Here is a 17,528-nt window from a genome sequence, read left to right as displayed (position 1 = left end):
AAAACGTGTAATAAATTGATCTTATGCTGTTGGAAGCTAGCATTGAGTATTATTTTATTGCACGTTTTTTGTCTGCTATTTTTTATTTTAAACTGTTTGGTTACATTTTAGAGTATGTTGAACCGATATAAAGCTCTGATGTTACGTCAAGAATTTTCTGATCTTTATCCTGCATTCTACGTTGTTATCCCCCAATCTTAAAAAACATTCAAAGCGACTTCTATAAATATTCAACTTTTTGTTTATAAAGGATTATTTTCTTTAAACCTTTGCTTTCTCCTTTTCCTATTGAAGATCTTTTTTTAGCTTCCGCATAGTGTTTTTTGAACAAAAAACAAACCTTTTTAAGGAGATTAAACAAGAGTTAAATAAATTAACAAAATTAAATAGCTTGCTAATAATTAGTGTGCAAACTAATATCTGGTTTCAATCAACTAACCAGAGCACCCAAGATGAAAACCCCCTTCATGTTATTAACTAGTCTATTTGCTATTGTCCTAGCATTTTCTTCTCCTCAAGCATTAGCAGAAATGCAAAAAGCGAAAACCGTTGTGTTGGTACATGGTGCGTTTGCTGATGGATCTTCATGGAATAAAGTGATTCCATTATTACGAGCAGAAGGTTTGCAGGTTATTTCTGTACAGAATCCTTTGACTTCATTGGATGATGATGTTGCTTTTACTAAACGCGCTATTGCACAAGCAGAAGGGCCTGTTGTTTTAGTCGGGCACTCTTGGGGAGGCGTTGTTATTACAGAAGCGGGCGTAGATGAGAAAGTACAATCGCTGGTTTATGTTTCTGCATTTGCGCCTTCTACCGCGCAAAACTTGCACGATATTTTACATGAAGCACATGCAGTTCAAAAAATACCTACGGTACCTGGCTTTTCTCATCCTCAAGTAGATAAAGAAGGATTTTTAGAGTTATCAGAAGAGACTGTAATCAATTACTTTGCATCTGATTTACCAGTGGAAGAAGCTCGCCTGATTGCCATTGGTCAAGGTAAGTTACATAAAAGAACGCTAGATCAGCGTATTACAAAAGCTGCGTGGGAAACCAAACCAAGTTGGTTTATCGTATCAAGTAACGATCAGATGATTGCACCTGATGTGCTACGAGGACAGGCTAAAAAGATACAGGCGACTACGGTTGAACTACCAACAAGCCATGTTTCTATGCTCGTAAAACCGCGAGAAGTGGCAGATGTTATCTTAAGCGCTGCTCACATTAAATAGCGTACAAGCAATAATAAACGCATAAAAAAAGGTAAAAACGACAGGTTCGTTTTTACCTTTTTTTGCTTTCAACAGACAGGTTATCTTGATCCATCGATAAAGCTTTTAATGCTTTTCATTTCATTAATCAACAGAGTGGCTCTCTCTTCATTTAAGCCTGTTGCGCAGCCTAGTGCATGAGGAATCTCTAATGCTTTTTGATGCTGTTGACGTCCTTTGTCGGTTAAAAAAATATGAACACGCCTTTCATCTTCCGCGCTTCTTTGTCTCTTAACTAACTCAAGTTTTTCTAGCCTTTGTACCAATGGGGTTGTCGTCGCAGATTCTAGCTCAAGAGCACTGGCAAGTTCTTGAATCAAAATGCCATCCTTTTGCCATAACACCATAAGCGCTAGATATTGAGGGTAGGTGACGCCTATTTCTTTCAATAAGACTTTGTATTGCTTCGTAATGGCCCTTGAGGCTGAGTACAGAGCAAAACAAAGCTGATCTTCAAGCTTGAGGAGACCTTCTTTATCTGTGACGTACGAATCCATAAAAAAACCTTAAGTAATAACCACTCTGCGAAGGGAAGGTAGCAGAGTGGTAAAACTGATCTATTTTGGTTTTAGTTCAGTCAGTTCTTCACTGAACCAAATTTTGCGTTTGAAACGAGGGTTTTTAGACGACATATCTATTTTATAGGGGTTTGCTTCTGGCGCTTGAGGTAAGTCAAGAATACTGCACAACTCTTGTGCGAGCCATTTTTCCACTTTTAGCACGACCATTTTTTTGCGCAAACGACCTTGCTCGTCACGGTTCAAAATAGTGGGTAGCGTATTTAGCGTTAGAATTTCACCTAACGCAGGATGCGCCATGCGCTCACGGCCTTCATCGCTGGCATAAAAATGCGAAACAGCGAATACCATACGTTGTGGATTAATTTGTTGTAAAAACTGACAAGATTTAACGACAGTAGAGCCAGTGCGAACCATGTCATCAAACAAGATAATGCTGGCGCCATCTAGTCCATCAAAGGTGTGCTCACTTTCTTTGTGCAGTGTTATTTCTACTTTGCGTTCATCAGTGCGCTCTTTGTCGAGCATGATGAATTTTGCTTTACTCAAACCAAGCGTGTTGTACATTTCTTTAACAAAATCGCGAGCACCTTTGTCTGGCGCACATAGCACTAAACCTTCGCCGTCTTTGCCATAGTGCAAAATGTCTGAGTTCAATAAGTAATGTGCGTAAATTTCATAAGGAATTAGATTATGAAAATCGCCTTCAAATACTTCGTTGAAGATTTTTTGAACTGAATCAGAGTGATTATGGATCGTCATGACGGTATCGACGCCAGACAATTTGAGCATTTGTGCGTAAAGTTTGGCGGTAAAAGGTTGGCCATCAAACTTCTTAATGTCTTTTACATCACGATCAAAACTGGTTTCGCCTAAGCTTTTGTGAGGACCACGATCTTGTGCACTGTAGAAAAGATCAGGTTCCACTAAGATGACACGGGCTGCGCCATTTTCTTTAGCGGCTCTGGCGATAATGAAATTAGACATAGCCAGTTCTTGGCGAGTTTTCACATGGCTGCCAGTACTAACTATAATGACAGACTTGTCTTTCAGTTTACGGCCAATATTTTCGAAATCTGCTTCGTCGGAAATAAATCGCGGGCAAAACTCAGAGTTCATGAATTGTTTCATGCTAATTAAATCAGCAATGTCATCGTATTGACCCATTGCGTAAGCAATATCAATAGCGAAAGGATTATCGGAAGAGTTACTAACAACAACAACGTTAGCGGGCTGACCGGTAGACAACGTCATGAAAGATCCTTAACTAGGGAAGAGGGGATTCACGGCAATTTTAATACTTGTAGGTTTATTTCGATAGAGCTTATGAAGGATAAATGACATTTTAGTATCGAGGTGAGAATAAAATAGATACTTATCTGTAAAAAAGTCTTTAACCATCTCAATTTTTAAGTTGAATACTCATTATTTTACTTTTTGATAGTTTGTCTAAATTACTTTGCTGTCAAAAAAACGCATTGAGTACGGGTCAGTCTTCCTCTTTAGGATTGGTTAATTTGTGCAAGGTATTGGCGTTCACAAAAAAACAAAATGGATGTTGGTAGAATTATTCTGTTTTTAGAGCGTAGATACCTATAAATAACAGAGGTTAGACGGTATCGTTCTAAAAAATAGAATTGAGTTGAGCCTTTATGTTGTTGCTGTGTGTGATTTATTTGGCGTTTATTAGTCTGGGATTACCAGACGCTGTATTGGGTGCTTCGTGGCCTGTGATGGGCAAAGCGCTCAATTCGTCCCCCGAATTTGCGGGTGTTGTTGCATTGGTTATCAGCACTGGCACGGTAATATCGAGCTTGCTGGTGACGCGAATGATTCATTTCGTTGGCGTTGGAAAACTCGTCGCGATCAGCGTGTTACTGACGGCTGTTGCATTATTGGGCTTTAGCTTTGCTGAGCGCTCTTGGGTTCTAGTGCTGCTGGCTATGCCGTTGGGGATCGGTGCTGGGGCGGTGGATGCGGCGTTAAATAATTTTGTCGCGATGCATTTTAAAGCAAAACATATGAACTACTTGCATTCGTTTTGGGGCGTGGGGGCGATGACTGGGCCACTAATTATGGCGCACTATTTAACCTTTCAAAATGGCTGGCGAGATGGCTATGAAGTCATTGCAATAACGCAATTTGCTTTGGTTATTGTGCTGTTTAGCGCCTTACCCTTGTGGAAAAAAATGCTTTTCAACGCTGCGAGTGAAGCCGACGAGAGCGCGCCTTTTGTGGGTAATATAGCGGTGCTAAAAATGAACGGCGTGCCGCTCCAATTGATGATGTTTTTTTGTTATTGCGCAATAGAATCCGGTACTGGATTGTGGGCTGCTAGCTTTTTAACCACGCAACGAAGTATCTCTGCGGGCGACGCGGCATTTTGGGTGGCCATGTATTACATGGGCATTACTTTAGGGCGGTTTGTGTGTGGTGCGATAACGGAAAAAATGCCAGAAGAAACCTTGGTTCGCTTGGGGGGGATTGGGATCTTATTGGGCTGCATCATGCTGGTGTTGCCCTTATCAGCAATGTGGGCGAAGCTCGGCTTGATTTTCATTGGTTTGGGCTGTGCCCCTATTTATCCAAATACTATACATATGACGCCTAAGCGCTTTGGTTCAGCGGCATCGCAAGCCATTATTAGCTTATCAATGGCGGTGGCGTACATGGGGATTATGGCGGTTCCTCCTTTGTTAGGCGTGGTCGCCAATTTGGTTAGTTTTGCCTCTTTCCCCATTATTTTACTGCTTCTAGGTGCAGTTATCTTGTTTACCACAGAACGTTTGAGAGCGTATCGAATCGTGCCTAGGGTAACGTAAAGCAGTGTGATAAATAGAGTGGATGAAGACACGTAACTGGCAAATAGCCTGTCTATTTGCCAGTTACGTAAAGTTGAAGCTAAGCCAAGGTTTATCGCCAAACAGGGTATGAAACAGCCTAGCCACCACAGGGTTGGTAGCAGCTTGGGGTTCTTGGGCAAACTGAACCGCGAGGGCAAATAAGCCTAGCGTCATTGTCTATGCCGCGTTCTACCCAGTTGATGTTGAGTATTTTTGCCACGCTCATGAGGTCTTTTTTCATCGCGTTAGGGATAGCCGATGTACCGCCACCACTGAAACAAGCGTGTTTTAGTTCTTGAGCAATCGCAATGGCGTCTTTGCCTTGGGCTTCAATTGCAGGGTTTAAATCAATACCAGAACACAACACATGGCTACTGCCCGTCAGGTCTTCTACCTTAATGGATTCGCAGGCATAGATGCGAGGTTCGTCGCCGACATTTAGGATAGAAATCTGCGCCGATGTGCCCGTAGTTGGCGCAGTAATCATGCGAAATACCGCCCAATTCTGGCAAGGGTCTTCTACCAAGCTCATGTTCCCCCAGGGCAAGGGAATGCCATTACCACGGTATACGGCTTTGAGTTTTCCCGGAGCGAAGGCGTCAAAATAATGCCAGTGTGGGTAAGGTGATACCGCAGTCATACGACGCATGGCAACAGACTCTGAGACACCAGCCAGTTTTGCTGTGTTAATTTCGTAACCATTTCGATCAAGCAGTTGCCGGAAAGGCACTTTTGGGCACAGTAGTGCACCCGCAAAAAAACTGCATTCAAAATCCCGCCAAGCGTAGAGAATATCTTGCGCGTCCATACCCGAAGTTTGCGCTCGTGAATGCGGTGCTTGCAATGGGGAAATCTCATTACGCCCAGTGACCAGTACGTTTCTCATGCCATCTTTGTCGTGCAGTACCGCATGACCAATGTGCACAGCAAGATTGTACTTTAGCCGCTGGGGTTGTGATTTCATGATCTGATTAATGTAGATCTGATTGGGTGGCTCAAAGAACGAGGTCACCACATGTTGTTCGTTGATCCCCATGCTTTCTAGTACTGACAATGGTGTCTTACGGAACCATTTGATTTGTAAGCCCATCTGCTTGGTAATAGCGACTATTTCATCAAGACTAAGAGGTAGGCGTTTTTGGCCAACTTCTTCTGCAGCGCGTTCTAAATCAGGAAAATGATTTTGATGGTGTTCTTGGTGAGCGCGGATCAAAAGGTGAGCGAATTGACGACCACTGGTACCGGTTTGGGAAAGCATTTCAGGAATGGCAATTTGTAGAATTTCTTTTGAAAATAAGAAATTCGGTTCAAGGGCCATACCATTAAGGCCGCCACCGGAGCCTTTTTGCGGCACAATCGCGTCTTCTTCTGGAATGTCGTCTAGAAACCATTCAATGTTTTTCTGGAAAACACTGGCAATAATCTCCAGCACGTCTTCACTGGGAACGCGTTTCCCCCTCTCTATCATAGACAAATAAGAGACAGACGGCGCGTATTCCGCGTTCACTTTTACGCATCTGGCAGACAGGTCTTCCATCGTCAAACGGTTGCGTTTTCTGAGGTTGCGGATCTTGGTACCCAAAAAATGGGCTTTACGGATAAGGCTATTTTTATTTTTCATTTTTGTAAAATTTACACTGTGTAATTCTTATTGTGAAATTCTAATTTAGTTTGTCGTAGACTAAAAATCAAGCAATTGGAACTCGTTAGCAATATCCCGATAAGACAGGTAGATGAGAAAAGGAAAGTAAGATGAAGCAATCACAAAATAAAAACAATGAGATGCAACATGGGCTAAGCCTGTTGGTAAATGATGATTTTCGTCGCTTTCTTGATAACGATGTCCTGCCGCTTCGTGGCTTAGATGCTGAGACATTTTGGCATGAATTGACTTTGTTGATCGACGATCTAGCGCCCGTAAATCGCCAATTGTTAGCAACGCGAGCTCGCCTGCAGCAACAAATTGACCAATGGCATAAAGAGCAACAAGGTCAGCCAATGGATGTGGCTGAGTATGAATCTTTTCTTAGAGATATTGGTTACTTGGTGAAAGCGGGTGGGGACGTCACCGTCAGCACAGACAATGTGGATGATGAGATCGCGCGCTTGGCAGGTCCTCAATTGGTTGTGCCGCTGAAAAATGCTCGTTTCGCGTTGAACGCAGTCAATGCTCGTTGGGGCAGTGTGTACGACGCCTTTTACGGTACTGATGTGATTGCCCATAGTGAGCAAGATTTGGCTGGTGGTCATAATACCCAACGAGGTCAACAGGTTATCGCCAAGGCGAAAGATTTTCTAGATAACACTTTCCCTCTTGATGAAGGTTCTCATCATGATGTAACAAGCTATGTTGTGTACTACCACCATATCTTGGCGTTCTTTGCTGATGGTCATCAAACCGGCTTAAAAACGCCATGTCAGTTTGTTGCGCTGAATGGTCAAAAAGCCGAGCCAGAGTCGATTTTGCTAAAAAACAACGGCCTGCATGTAGAGATCAAATTCGATCGTAATGGCAAAAATGGCATACACGATAAAGCTAATATCGATGACATCATCATCGAGTCTGCACTGACCACCATTATGGATTGTGAAGATTCTGTGGCCGCAGTAGACGCCGAAGATAAATTAGAAATTTATCAAAACTGGTTAGGTTTGATGCAAGGCACATTGGAGACTCGCTTTGAGAAAGACGGTGAAACTCATACTCGTCGGATGAATCCAGATCGTATTTTTACCGATTTAGAAGGTGAAACATATTGTGTATCTGCTCGCTCCTTAATGCTGATCCGCAATGTTGGTCACTTGATGGAATCGGATTTGATCCAAGACTCAAACGGCGATTTTGTACCTGAAGGCATCATAGATGCGGTGGTTACCGCCTTGATCGGTGCATTGGATTTAGAGCGAGAAAAGGGCCTTAGTAATAGCCGTACAGGCAGTATTTATATCGTAAAACCGAAGATGCATGGACCAGAAGAAGTGGCGTTTAGCTGTGAGCTATTCTCTCGTGTTGAGCAGCTATTGGGCTTGGCGAAGAACACGCTAAAGATCGGCATTATGGATGAAGAGCGTCGCACCACACTGAATTTAAAAGAATGCATACGCATGGCGCAAGAACGGGTGGTGTTCATTAATACCGGGTTCTTGGACCGTACCGGCGATGAGATCCATACCAGCATGCAGGCGGGAGCATTTTTACCCAAAGATCAGATTAAAGCCCAAGCGTGGATTGGTGCTTATGAAGATCGTAATGTCGACATGGGGTTGCAATGTGGTTTGCAAGGTCGAGCGCAGATAGGCAAAGGCATGTGGGCAATGCCAGATGAGATGTCCGCGATGATGAAAACCAAAATCGCGCACCCGAAAGCCGGAGCCAATACCGCTTGGGTACCTTCACCAACGGCGGCGACTTTACATGCTTTGCATTATCACCAAGTGGATGTGTTTGCAGAGCAAGAGAAGATCAAGCAGCGCGCGCCCGTTACGTTTACTGATTTACTGCGGATTCCGGTTATTCAACCTGGTCAAGCTTTATCGGCCGACATCATCGAGCGTGAAATTGAGAACAATGTTCAAGGTCTATTGGGGTATGTGGTGCGCTGGGTAGAAGCGGGTATTGGCTGCTCAAAAGTGCCTGATATTAACAACACGGCCCTAATGGAAGACCGTGCCACCTTGCGTATCTCTAGCCAGCATTTGGCGAATTGGTTACTGCACGGCATTTGCAACAAAAACCATCTGATGGCGGTGATGGAGCGAATGGCAAAAGTGGTCGATGAGCAAAATAAAAATACGCCAGATTATCAGCCAATGGCGCCAGCCGGAATGACGGCCAACGAGCATTCAAGTTTCGCCTTTAATGCGGCGAAGGATTTGATCTTTAAAGGGACCGAGCAGCCAAATGGCTACACCGAGCCTCTCTTGCATACCTACCGAGTACGAGCGAAAGCCGCTGCTCAAGAGTAAAGGTAAGGCAAGCAAGACCATAGAGAGCAAAAGACAACGTATCTGAATTTGATGATTTAACAAATATTGGCTGTTGCCAAAGAAACTAAAAACCTAACCTAAAATAAGAGGGCTTAACCATGCAAACTTACAAAAATAAAACTCAGCAGGCAGCACAGACAATTCAGCAACAAGGCACATGGGGGGCGATTAACCCTGAGAACGTGGCCAGAATGCAATTGCAGAATCGTTTTACCAGTGGTTTAGACATCGCCAAATACACGGCTAAAATTATGCGTGAAGACATGGCAAGCTACGATAACGATGCAGGGAATTACACCCAGTCTTTAGGTTGCTGGCACGGTTTTATCGGCCAACAGAAAATGATTTCTATTAAAAAGCATTTTGGTACCACACGCAGCCGTTACCTGTACCTATCAGGTTGGATGGTGGCGGCAATGCGTTCTGAATTTGGTCCTTTACCAGATCAGTCTATGCATGAGAAAACCTCTGTACCAGCCTTGATCGAAGAACTTTATACCTTCTTAAAACAAGCGGATGCACGTGAGCTTCAGCATCTATTTAAAGACTTGGACGAAGCCCGAGAAGCTGGCGATCAAGTGCGAGAGCAAGCGGCGCAAACGCAAATTGATAACTTTGAAACTCATGTTGTCCCGATCATTGCAGACATTGATGCAGGGTTTGGTAATGAAGAAGCGACTTACCTGTTGGCGAAAAAAATGATCGAAGCGGGCGCTTGTTGTATTCAGATCGAGAACCAAGTATCTGACGCCAAACAATGTGGCCACCAAGACGGTAAGGTGACGGTGCCACATGAAGATTTCTTAGCGAAAATTAACGCGGTACGTTATGCGTTTATGGAGCTGGGAGTGGACGATGGTGTCATCGTGGCGCGTACTGATTCTTTAGGCGCTGGTTTGACGCAAAAAATCCCAGTATCTCGTGAGCCAGGCGATTTAGCAGATCAATACAACGCCTACCTAGATGGCGATGAAGTGACCTCGCTTGCAGACATGCAGTCTGGTGATATGGCCATTAAACAAGGTGATCGTTTAATCAAACCAACCCGTTTAGCAAATGGCTTAGTGCGCTTTAAAGCGGACACTGGCGCAGATCGTGTGGTGTTGGATTGTATTACTTCATTGCAAAATGGCGCAGATTTGTTGTGGATTGAAACAGAGAAGCCGCACATTGGCCAAATCGCAGAACTGGTCAATCGTATTCGTGATGTGGTGCCTAATGCGAAACTGGTTTACAACAACAGTCCTTCGTTTAACTGGACGTTAAACTTCCGTCAGCAAGTATTTGATGCCTGGTTGGAAGAAGGTAAAAACACCGCGGATTACCAGCGTGATCAGTTGATGTCTTCTCAATACGATACGACAGAGCTCGCGATAGAAGCGGATGAACGTATTCGTTGTTTCCAGAAAGACGCGGCGCAGAAAGCGGGTATTTTCCACCATTTAATTACCTTGCCGACTTACCATACTGCGGCATTGTCTACCGACAATTTAGCGAAAGACTACTTTGGCGATCAAGGCATGCTGGGGTATGTGAAAGAAGTGCAGCGTAAAGAGATCCGCCAAGGCTTGGCCTGCGTAAAACATCAGGACATGTCTGGCTCTAATATGGGTGATGACCATAAAGAGTACTTCTCTGGGGCGCAAGCACTGAAAGCGTCAGGTAAAGACAATACGATGAATCAGTTCGCCGTATCTTCTTAAGGTTAGTTTATTCCCTTAGCTATTTTCCTTAAGTGTGTCTTTGTAAGGCCAGCAATATTGTGATTGCTGGCCTTTTTTTATGCGCAAAATAAAGTGTTAAGTAAGGCAGGCTTTGTTTGCCTTTTCTTTTTAAGCTACTTAGCATTAACCTAATAAGGTCAATAGGAGTAAGCCAGTGACACGACTAACGAACAAACTAAAACAGATTGCCATTATGGTTACCATCTTGAGTCTGTCAGGGTGCTCATTATTTTCAAATAATGATTATGAAGGTGGAGATCACCGTGGTGGTGGGCCAACGGGGCCATTAACTGGATCTCTAAGTGCTAAAAAAAGTAATGGACCGATAGACAGCTCAGGTAAGAATGATAGTAAATACAGTGGTGGAGATCATCGCGGCGGTGGGCCAATTAGGCCATAGAGTAATAATCAATCTCTATAGTGATGTTCTTGTTTAGGATGAGAAAAAAGACAAAATTCAGCAAGTTATTAAGCAAAATGAAGATAATACTAAACTCTTTTTGGCTTTATGGTAGATTGATGAAATATAAACGGGTTCGACAGTATTCGAATAACAATATTATTAAAAATAGGCTCGTGATAAAACATAAGCCGTGCCTTTAGGGAGCCAACTATGCGCTTTAAGAACACCACTATTCTAGCTAGCTCAATTCTACTTGGAGCTATCACCACCCATGCTGTTGCTGCGGAATTTAAAGTCCCTGTTTCATACGAAATCATGTATGTTGACCTGAAAGATGGGGGAGATTTTGGTTCAGATTTTAAAGTTGATCTAAAGCCAGGGCATCATCAAATTGTCGTACGTTACCACCAGGGGCTTCGTAATAGTGACAGTTTTAATTTGTTCAAATCTGAACCAATTATTATTGATTTAGATATGAAAAAAGATGTGAATCTTGAGCTTAAAGCACCATATATTCGCACTGATGTAAAAGCTTCTAATTACGCTGATAAACCGACGTTTACCATTGTTAATACGAAAGACGGCAGTAAGGTAGATTACAAAGAGAGAATCTTGCCTTTTAAATCTGGCTTTCAACCTACTCGTGATTATCTAGAAGAGATTAAAACTTTCACTGGTGTCGGTGTTGCCGCTGCGGCTAATTCTGCGGCAACGTATGCGCCTGCTCCTGCGCCAAAATCCGTTACTGAAGCCAATGAATTTCAAATGTTACAATTCTGGTTTAATAAATCAGATGAAGCAACTCGCAAAGACTTCCGTATTTGGATGGTAGATAACATGCATCAGCCGAAAGCTAAAAATACACAATTTGAGATGCTGACCTTCTGGTTCAATAAAGCGACACCAGTAGAGCGTAAAGCCTTCCAAGTTTGGTTAGTTCAATAATATTGTTTATTGATTAAAAACAGAAAGACAAATTTAGAAACAAAAAAACCTGCAAATTTGCAGGTTTTTTTTGTCTATTATTTTTTACTTAAGCGGTTTGAACTTCTGATTTATTGGCCAGTTTTTGATTGAACTTATCATTTACCCAAAGCGCTAATAGGATAATACCACCACCGATCGCAAGTCGAAGTATGTCGGCATCACGATTCCAAAAGAGAACGTTCACTAGTATGCCAGCAGGAATCAATAAATTATTCGCAATAGCAAGTGTTCCTATGTTGACTAACGTCGCTCCTCTATTCCAAGCAAAGTACCCTAAACCTGAAGCAATAATACCAAGGTAGGTCAAAATACCCCATTGCAATGGCGTTGTCGGTAATTTATCTACGTTGCCTAAGGCTAGGAAGCAAGGAATAACAACAATAAGAGCACCGATGAAAAACCAGCCAAATATTGTTCGCTGTGGTATATCAGGGCGCTCTTTTGCCATGATACGTTTATAGCCCACTTGACCGGCAGCAAAACAAAGGTTCGCACCTTGTACAATGAGTAAGCCCTTAATAAAGCCTTCGTTAATACCTTGATAGCGAATGGCAATAGCACCTAGTACGGCTAATAAAGCACTAAAAAGAAAACCAATATTGAAGCGTTTGTCTAACAATCCATTCAGTAATGTAACGTATATTGGTGTCATAACCGTGAATAAAAGCACTTCCGGTACCGATAAATAGAGGAAGGATTGGTAGTAAAATCCGTACATTATGCCGAGTTGCAAGGCTCCACAAATCATTAGTTTAAAGGCAATTCTTGGTTCAATCTGACGGATTTTCAAGAACGGTAAAAAAACCATGGTGGCGAGCGCTACGCGCATTAGCACCGAAAACCAGGGGTCAACTTGTCCAGCGAGATAAACGCCAATTAAGCTGAATGAGAATGCCCATAGAAGGGTGACGGCAATAAGTATTGGCATAAGATTTAATTCCACACAAAAGTTGCGCTAAGTCTAACCAGTTCGATCATTTGGGTAAATCTGTTTACCAAAATAAAATATATGGTTTACTAATCAAGTAATTCACTAACTGAATGTTCGTAAAGTAAATTGACCGAAAATCAAATGCAGAGTGCATTCAAAATAGTGTGCTTTTATTGACATAGATTGGGGTTGTGTCGTGCTTGCTGGCTTGCGCTAGGCAAACCTTGATCTAGATTAACATTTTACTGTATCAGACTTGGTACCTTGCTCGTCATTGATATTTCATTTGACTAAAAAAAGGAATCTGATGATGAAAGCACTTATCCCTGTTGCTCTTGTTTCTGCGCTTTGTTCTTCCGTTGCTCTTGCTCATAATGCAGGCGATTTTTTCGTGCGGGGCGGTGCCGCTATTGTTATGCCGAATGAAAGCAGTGATAACGTGTTAGGAACTGGTGAACTTAATATAAGCAATGATACCCAATTAGCAGCTACCTTGACTTACATGGCGACTGACAATATGGGGGTTGAATTGCTGTTAGCGACGCCATTTACTCATGATGTCTCTACAAAAGGCTTAGGCAAGGTCGCAGAAGTTTCTCAGTTACCTCCTTCTTTGATGGCGCAATATTATTTTGGTAAAGCTGACAGTAAAATTCGCCCTTATGTTGGAGCGGGTGTTAACTACACTTTCTTCTTTGACGAGAAAGGCAAAGGTGCCTTAGCAGATACAGATGTTAGCGTTGATGATTCTTTAGGCTGGGCTGCACAAGCGGGTGTAGATGCTAAAATTGCTAAGAACTGGTTTGCGAATGCGTCTGTTTGGTATATGGACATTGATACTGATGTGCGAACTGCAAAGGGAACATTTCATACAGAAATTGATCCAGTGTCAGTTATGGTAGGTGTTGGTTATACTTTTTAACACCCCAGCATAGGTTCTTTTTTTGAAGCCTTGATGTTGCCGCAGCATCAAGGCTTTTTTATTTCTAGAATCTTATGTAGAACTCATAAGCTCTTAAACTTTGATGATATTATTAGTGTTTTTTATAGTTAAACAGCTACTTTTTGATGACAGTCTAAAAAAACCTTCCATGACGATATCAAAGAATCATTAATTCTAGGGTAATTATGAATAAGACAAGAGCTTCGTTGAGCGCAGCAGGGCTGGCTATTTTAATGGCTGGACAGCTTCTGCCATTGATCGACTTTTCAATAGTAAATGTTGCATTGGGCTCAATTGCCTCAGCATTGAATGCTAGCCATATAGAATTAGAGCTGATGGTTGCAGTTTATGGTGTCAGCTTTGCTGTCTGTTTAGCGATGGGAGGGCGATTAGGTGATAATTATGGTCGCCGTCGGTTGTTTAATACCTTAAAAGATAATTAAGTGCAAAACCCCACGGACAAACATACCAATTAAGCCGCCATATATTGCAACGCGCATCACCTTGTTGATGCGTTTTCCTGCCGCAGCGAAAATAGCAATACCTGCAACATCTAATGGGTTTGTGGCAAATCCAGCCATCCGGTTTAGCTCAGTTACGCTAATAGCGCCCTGTTTTACAAGATCAATTGTGATGCCAACATAAGCGGTGCCGCCAGCAATGAATTTGGTTATTAGTGGCAGAACACTGGCTTCGGGTAAATGAATCAAACTTAAGGCAGGAGCTAATATTGGTGCTAAATAATCGATGACATGCAACGCTTTGAGTACGTTAACAAAAAAGATCGCAATAATTAACATAGGAACCATGCCGAGAGCGAGACGCATGCCTTCTTGCCCGCCATCGGACAGAATTTGTAAAATACTCTTTTTTCCCTCATAACTTGCTGTTGGAGCATCATCTTCATTTGTTATTTCGGAAGTGGACCAATTTTTTGTGAACAGATAATAAGTAACAGATGAAGCGGCTAATCCACCAATAAAAGAAGTACCGATTAATACACCGATATTTAACCCTACAGCCGCTAATGGAAAGGCAGCATTAGCTTGAGACATGGCGAGTACCATGGCTAGTGTGGCAGCTAAATGTCGTTCGTTAGTACCGTTTTTATCCATTAAGGAGAGGGTTGCAATGGGAGCGGCAAAACTGACAAAGGTAATTTTAAGGGCTGCAAAAACACCGAGTCCTGGAATGCCAAATAAACGTGACATTGGCGCCAGTTTATCGCATACCCAGCTTAAAATGCCTTTAGCATCAAGCAGCTTCATGATTGCTAACATGATGACCATCATAGGCATTAAAATATACAGAGCCATATTAAGCCCAGCTTTACCCGATACTAAAATGAGGGAAATAAACTGATCCACCAAATACTCCAGTGATTGGTACAAAACGGTAGGTAAGCGGCAATGTATAGAAAAATTATTGTAATTAGAAGGTTTGCTTTGGTTAATTTGTTATTAAAACCGCTTTTGAATACTTGTATGATACGCGATAGAAACTGTAAAGAGGGCGTTTCATGACGGATTCTTGGCTAATAAAATATGAAACCCAATGTCGCTTGTTTATTGAGCAAGAAAGCATTGCGGATGTGGCTCACGATATTCATCATATTGAACGAGTTGTAAAAGTAGCGAAGCAATTGGCGAGAGATGAGTCTGCTGAGTTGGCAATAGTGGTACCAGCCGCATGGCTACATGACTGTTTTTCATTGCCAAAAAGCCACCCAGATAGAGCCAAAGCATCGTCTATGGCAGGCGATAAGGCGGTCAAATTCTTAACTGAAATTGGCTATCCTGAGCAATATTATGCGCCGATCCATCATGCTATTTGTGCCCATAGTTTTAGTGCAAATATAGATCCTGAAACGCTTGAAGCGAAAATAGTGCAGGATGCGGATCGTCTTGACGCATTAGGTGCGATAGGTATTGCGCGTTGTATGCAAGTTAGCGGGGCGTTAGGGCGTAGTTTATATGCTTTAGAGGACCCTTTTTGTACTCAACGCCAGCCAAATGACGTTGAGTTTACAATAGATCATTTCTTTAAAAAGTTATTTCATATTAGTGCGACACTGAATACTGCAGCGGCTCGCAAAGAAGGGGAGCTTCGTGAAAGTAAGATGCGAGATTTTTTACATCAGCTAGCAAAGGAAATATGATGTAACCATCGCATTCAGGCTTTTGGCTTAGTGTTCAAAGTGGCAATATTGTTTACCATTTTTTCGCCTAGTTTCAAAAATCGCTCTAGTTCCTTATCGCTAATGTCAGATAGTATTTGGTTAATAGCGATATTGTCTGCGGCTTTCAATTCGAGATAATACTGAAGACCTTCCTCAGTTAAGCGCAAATATTGACTGCGCTTGTCTAATGGATTGGCTTCTTTATAAATAACCTTGTGCAGCATTAGTTCTTTAATCAAACGCGCCATTTGTCCCTTGTCTTTATGTGTCATTTCAGAAAGCGCATGAGCCGTGCATTTTTCATTTTCATGAATGCCTTTAAGAATCATGAAGCACAGAGGAGACAAAGGAATCTCTTTTAGGCTCATGGTTTCTTTCATCGTGGTTTTTAAACCATAAATGATATTGATAAGGGTGAGTTGTAAGTCTGATTCGTTGTTAGGCATAATCTCATTCTTTTCATATCGATTAAGTGAGCTTTATTAATGAAAGTAGACTTAATCAATTTGTTTGGTTTTCAATTTAATCGCAATATTACAAAGACTGTTTGTACCAAAGAAAGTTCATAAGGTTTTGAAATCGCTTTATTGATTTAGTTAGAACGAGATTGAAAAAGAACTGAAATTTTGAAGGGGGGAGGCAAAAAAAAAGATAGAGATTATCTTAAAACGGCAGCCGACTTTATTTGAGCGATGACATTTTTTCCCTTTTTAAGGTTAAGTTTATCCGCGGATAACGCCGTGATATTTGCCAGAATTGGTGTATCTCCTGCTAACATTCTCACCATCATCATGCTGGGATCTTGGTCGTCTTTTACTAGATCATCGATCACTACCGCTAAGCGGTTTAAAATACTCGAATTATCTTCGTTTGAAAGTGAAATACTGACATCTCTAGATTTGACTCTTAATCGCATCGTATCGCCTATTTTCTCTTCACTACTTTTTATCATCATATGGTGATGGGAAAAACTCACTTTAGAGAGTCCCCATTCTTTGTGTTTCTCAGTAATGGTTCCTGAAATGAGCACACTAGCGTCTTGGCTTTGTAGAAGAGGTGTGGGTAATTTTCCAAGAATTTTTTGCGTTCTGCCTTGATCTATCACTTTTCCGTTATCTAGGATGACAAGGTAATCAGCGAGGCGAATAATTTCGTCAATAGAGTGGCTGATGTATAAAATAGGGATTTGAACGCGCCGACAGAGCGCTTCTAAATAAGGAAGTATGTCTTGTTTTAGACTTTCATCAAGCGCTGAAAGCGGTTCATCCATGAGTAATACTTTGGGTTGAATTAATAATGCGCGCGCAATGGCAATGCGTTGTCGTTCGCCACCGGATAATTGATTAGGGTATTTTGCTAGTAATGGTTTTATCCCCATTAAAGTGACTATTTCTTCATAGTCAATAATGGTTTGTTTTGTATTGGCTCTTTTTATCGCAAATTCTAGGTTTTCTTTTGCGCTTAAGTGAGGGAATAAACTGGCTTCTTGAAAAACATAACCAATCGGTCTTTTATGAGGAGGCAGCCAAGTCATTGTATTTTGCCAAACGTCCCCATTGAGGCTGACTTCACCAAACTCACTTTTTTCTAGTCCAGCAATGCAGCGTAATAGTGTTGTTTTCCCCGATCCTGAACGGCCAAAAATGGCGGTTACGCCGTGGTTTGGTAGACGTAAGTCGATATTTAAAGAAAAATGAGCTGTGTTGTTTTTGGTTAAGCGTATTTTTAAATCAGTCATT

16 protein-coding genes are annotated in these 17,528 nt (G+C 42.0%); 9 read left to right on the top strand and 7 right to left on the bottom strand.

Annotated elements, in window-relative coordinates:
• The first annotated feature begins 452 nt into the window (after nt 1-452).
• Entirely contained in the window at nt 453-1,235 is a 783-nt protein-coding gene (locus E0D70_RS09170; protein WP_207923238.1) for an alpha/beta fold hydrolase, read from the top strand.
• 80 nt (nt 1,236-1,315) lie between these two features.
• Here E0D70_RS09170 and E0D70_RS09165 read toward each other — a convergent pair whose 3' ends face one another.
• Together E0D70_RS09165 and E0D70_RS09160 are read right to left on the bottom strand one after the other, a co-directional pair.
• The gene (locus tag E0D70_RS09165) at nt 1,316-1,771 is read right to left on the bottom strand and encodes a MarR family winged helix-turn-helix transcriptional regulator (protein ID WP_133011975.1); all 456 of its coding nucleotides are present in this window, start codon (nt 1,769-1,771) and stop codon (nt 1,316-1,318) included.
• 60 nt (nt 1,772-1,831) lie between these two features.
• Nucleotides 1,832-3,046 (bottom strand): phosphoribosyltransferase family protein, encoded by a 1,215-nt coding sequence (locus tag E0D70_RS09160; RefSeq protein ID WP_133011974.1) that lies wholly within the window; start codon nt 3,044-3,046, stop codon nt 1,832-1,834.
• A 398-nt stretch (nt 3,047-3,444) separates the two neighbouring features.
• Between E0D70_RS09160 and E0D70_RS09155 the strand changes: the two genes are divergently transcribed.
• On the top strand, nt 3,445-4,614 hold the full coding sequence (locus E0D70_RS09155; RefSeq protein ID WP_133011973.1) for an MFS transporter: 1,170 nt from the start codon (nt 3,445-3,447) through the stop codon (nt 4,612-4,614).
• Between the two features lie 118 nt (nt 4,615-4,732).
• On the opposite strand, the gene E0D70_RS09150 is transcribed toward E0D70_RS09155, so the two are convergent.
• The gene (locus E0D70_RS09150) at nt 4,733-6,256 is read right to left on the bottom strand and encodes a DUF3612 domain-containing protein (RefSeq protein ID WP_133011972.1); all 1,524 of its coding nucleotides are present in this window, start codon (nt 6,254-6,256) and stop codon (nt 4,733-4,735) included.
• A 131-nt stretch (nt 6,257-6,387) separates the two neighbouring features.
• Between E0D70_RS09150 and E0D70_RS09145 the strand changes: the two genes are divergently transcribed.
• The 4 genes from E0D70_RS09145 to E0D70_RS09130 all read left to right on the top strand — a co-directional run bounded on the left by E0D70_RS09145 (nt 6,388) and on the right by E0D70_RS09130 (nt 11,694).
• On the top strand, nt 6,388-8,601 hold the full coding sequence (locus E0D70_RS09145) for a malate synthase G (protein WP_420813332.1): 2,214 nt from the start codon (nt 6,388-6,390) through the stop codon (nt 8,599-8,601).
• A gap of 119 nt (nt 8,602-8,720) precedes the next feature.
• Nucleotides 8,721-10,325 (top strand): isocitrate lyase, encoded by a 1,605-nt coding sequence (locus tag E0D70_RS09140; protein WP_133011971.1) that lies wholly within the window; start codon nt 8,721-8,723, stop codon nt 10,323-10,325.
• A gap of 175 nt (nt 10,326-10,500) precedes the next feature.
• Nucleotides 10,501-10,746, top strand: a complete 246-nt coding sequence (locus E0D70_RS09135; protein WP_133011970.1) for a hypothetical protein — start codon at nt 10,501-10,503, stop codon at nt 10,744-10,746.
• Nucleotides 10,747-10,959: 213 nt separating this feature from the next.
• Nucleotides 10,960-11,694: a YccT family protein gene (locus E0D70_RS09130; protein WP_133011969.1), complete on the top strand. Its 735-nt coding sequence runs from the start codon at nt 10,960-10,962 to the stop codon at nt 11,692-11,694.
• Nucleotides 11,695-11,782: 88 nt separating this feature from the next.
• On the opposite strand, the gene E0D70_RS09125 is transcribed toward E0D70_RS09130, so the two are convergent.
• Complete coding sequence (locus tag E0D70_RS09125) at nt 11,783-12,664, bottom strand: carboxylate/amino acid/amine transporter (protein WP_133011968.1); 882 nt, start codon at nt 12,662-12,664, stop codon at nt 11,783-11,785.
• A 310-nt stretch (nt 12,665-12,974) separates the two neighbouring features.
• Here E0D70_RS09125 and E0D70_RS09120 point away from each other — a divergent pair, with 310 nt between their 5' ends.
• Nucleotides 12,975-13,589: an OmpW family outer membrane protein gene (locus E0D70_RS09120; RefSeq protein WP_240537054.1), complete on the top strand. Its 615-nt coding sequence runs from the start codon at nt 12,975-12,977 to the stop codon at nt 13,587-13,589.
• A gap of 206 nt (nt 13,590-13,795) precedes the next feature.
• Nucleotides 13,796-14,053, top strand: coding sequence for an MFS transporter (locus tag E0D70_RS09115; RefSeq protein WP_133011967.1), 258 nt, complete (start codon nt 13,796-13,798; stop codon nt 14,051-14,053).
• Here the strand turns inward: E0D70_RS09115 and E0D70_RS09110 are convergent.
• Complete coding sequence (locus E0D70_RS09110) at nt 14,039-14,977, bottom strand: nucleoside recognition domain-containing protein (RefSeq protein WP_133011966.1); 939 nt, start codon at nt 14,975-14,977, stop codon at nt 14,039-14,041. The genes E0D70_RS09115 and E0D70_RS09110 overlap by 15 nt on opposite strands.
• A gap of 152 nt (nt 14,978-15,129) precedes the next feature.
• On the opposite strand from E0D70_RS09110, the gene E0D70_RS09105 reads away from it, so the two are divergent.
• On the top strand, nt 15,130-15,768 hold the full coding sequence (locus E0D70_RS09105; RefSeq protein WP_133011965.1) for an HD domain-containing protein: 639 nt from the start codon (nt 15,130-15,132) through the stop codon (nt 15,766-15,768).
• Nucleotides 15,769-15,782: 14 nt separating this feature from the next.
• Here E0D70_RS09105 and E0D70_RS09100 read toward each other — a convergent pair whose 3' ends face one another.
• Nucleotides 15,783-16,235, bottom strand: a complete 453-nt coding sequence (locus tag E0D70_RS09100) for a MarR family winged helix-turn-helix transcriptional regulator (protein ID WP_133011964.1) — start codon at nt 16,233-16,235, stop codon at nt 15,783-15,785.
• A 212-nt stretch (nt 16,236-16,447) separates the two neighbouring features.
• Complete coding sequence (gene modC / locus E0D70_RS09095; protein ID WP_133011963.1) at nt 16,448-17,527, bottom strand: molybdenum ABC transporter ATP-binding protein; 1,080 nt, start codon at nt 17,525-17,527, stop codon at nt 16,448-16,450.
• Nucleotide 17,528: the final 1 nt, after the last annotated feature.

Source organism: Marinomonas flavescens, from assembly GCF_004352835.1.
GTDB lineage: Bacteria > Pseudomonadota > Gammaproteobacteria > Pseudomonadales > Marinomonadaceae > Marinomonas > Marinomonas flavescens.
This window is presented reverse-complemented; position numbering and strand designations above follow the sequence as displayed.

What these genes read in the sequence shown, in the direction of transcription:
- E0D70_RS09160 (WP_133011974.1), bottom strand. Translation starts at nt 3,046, where the DNA reads ATGACGTTGTCTACCGGTCAGCCCGCTAACGTTGTTGTTGTTAGTAAC.
- E0D70_RS09170 (WP_207923238.1), top strand. Translation starts at nt 453, where the DNA reads ATGAAAACCCCCTTCATGTTATTAACTAGTCTATTTGCTATTGTCCTA.
- E0D70_RS09115 (WP_133011967.1), top strand. Translation starts at nt 13,796, where the DNA reads ATGAATAAGACAAGAGCTTCGTTGAGCGCAGCAGGGCTGGCTATTTTA.
- E0D70_RS09150 (WP_133011972.1), bottom strand. Translation starts at nt 6,256, where the DNA reads ATGAAAAATAAAAATAGCCTTATCCGTAAAGCCCATTTTTTGGGTACC.
- E0D70_RS09145 (WP_420813332.1), top strand. Translation starts at nt 6,388, where the DNA reads ATGAAGCAATCACAAAATAAAAACAATGAGATGCAACATGGGCTAAGC.
- E0D70_RS09155 (WP_133011973.1), top strand. Translation starts at nt 3,445, where the DNA reads ATGTTGTTGCTGTGTGTGATTTATTTGGCGTTTATTAGTCTGGGATTA.
- E0D70_RS09105 (WP_133011965.1), top strand. Translation starts at nt 15,130, where the DNA reads ATGACGGATTCTTGGCTAATAAAATATGAAACCCAATGTCGCTTGTTT.
- modC (WP_133011963.1), bottom strand. Translation starts at nt 17,527, where the DNA reads ATGACTGATTTAAAAATACGCTTAACCAAAAACAACACAGCTCATTTT.
- E0D70_RS09130 (WP_133011969.1), top strand. Translation starts at nt 10,960, where the DNA reads ATGCGCTTTAAGAACACCACTATTCTAGCTAGCTCAATTCTACTTGGA.
- E0D70_RS09120 (WP_240537054.1), top strand. Translation starts at nt 12,975, where the DNA reads ATGATGAAAGCACTTATCCCTGTTGCTCTTGTTTCTGCGCTTTGTTCT.
- E0D70_RS09165 (WP_133011975.1), bottom strand. Translation starts at nt 1,771, where the DNA reads ATGGATTCGTACGTCACAGATAAAGAAGGTCTCCTCAAGCTTGAAGAT.
- E0D70_RS09100 (WP_133011964.1), bottom strand. Translation starts at nt 16,235, where the DNA reads ATGCCTAACAACGAATCAGACTTACAACTCACCCTTATCAATATCATT.
- E0D70_RS09125 (WP_133011968.1), bottom strand. Translation starts at nt 12,664, where the DNA reads ATGCCAATACTTATTGCCGTCACCCTTCTATGGGCATTCTCATTCAGC.
- E0D70_RS09140 (WP_133011971.1), top strand. Translation starts at nt 8,721, where the DNA reads ATGCAAACTTACAAAAATAAAACTCAGCAGGCAGCACAGACAATTCAG.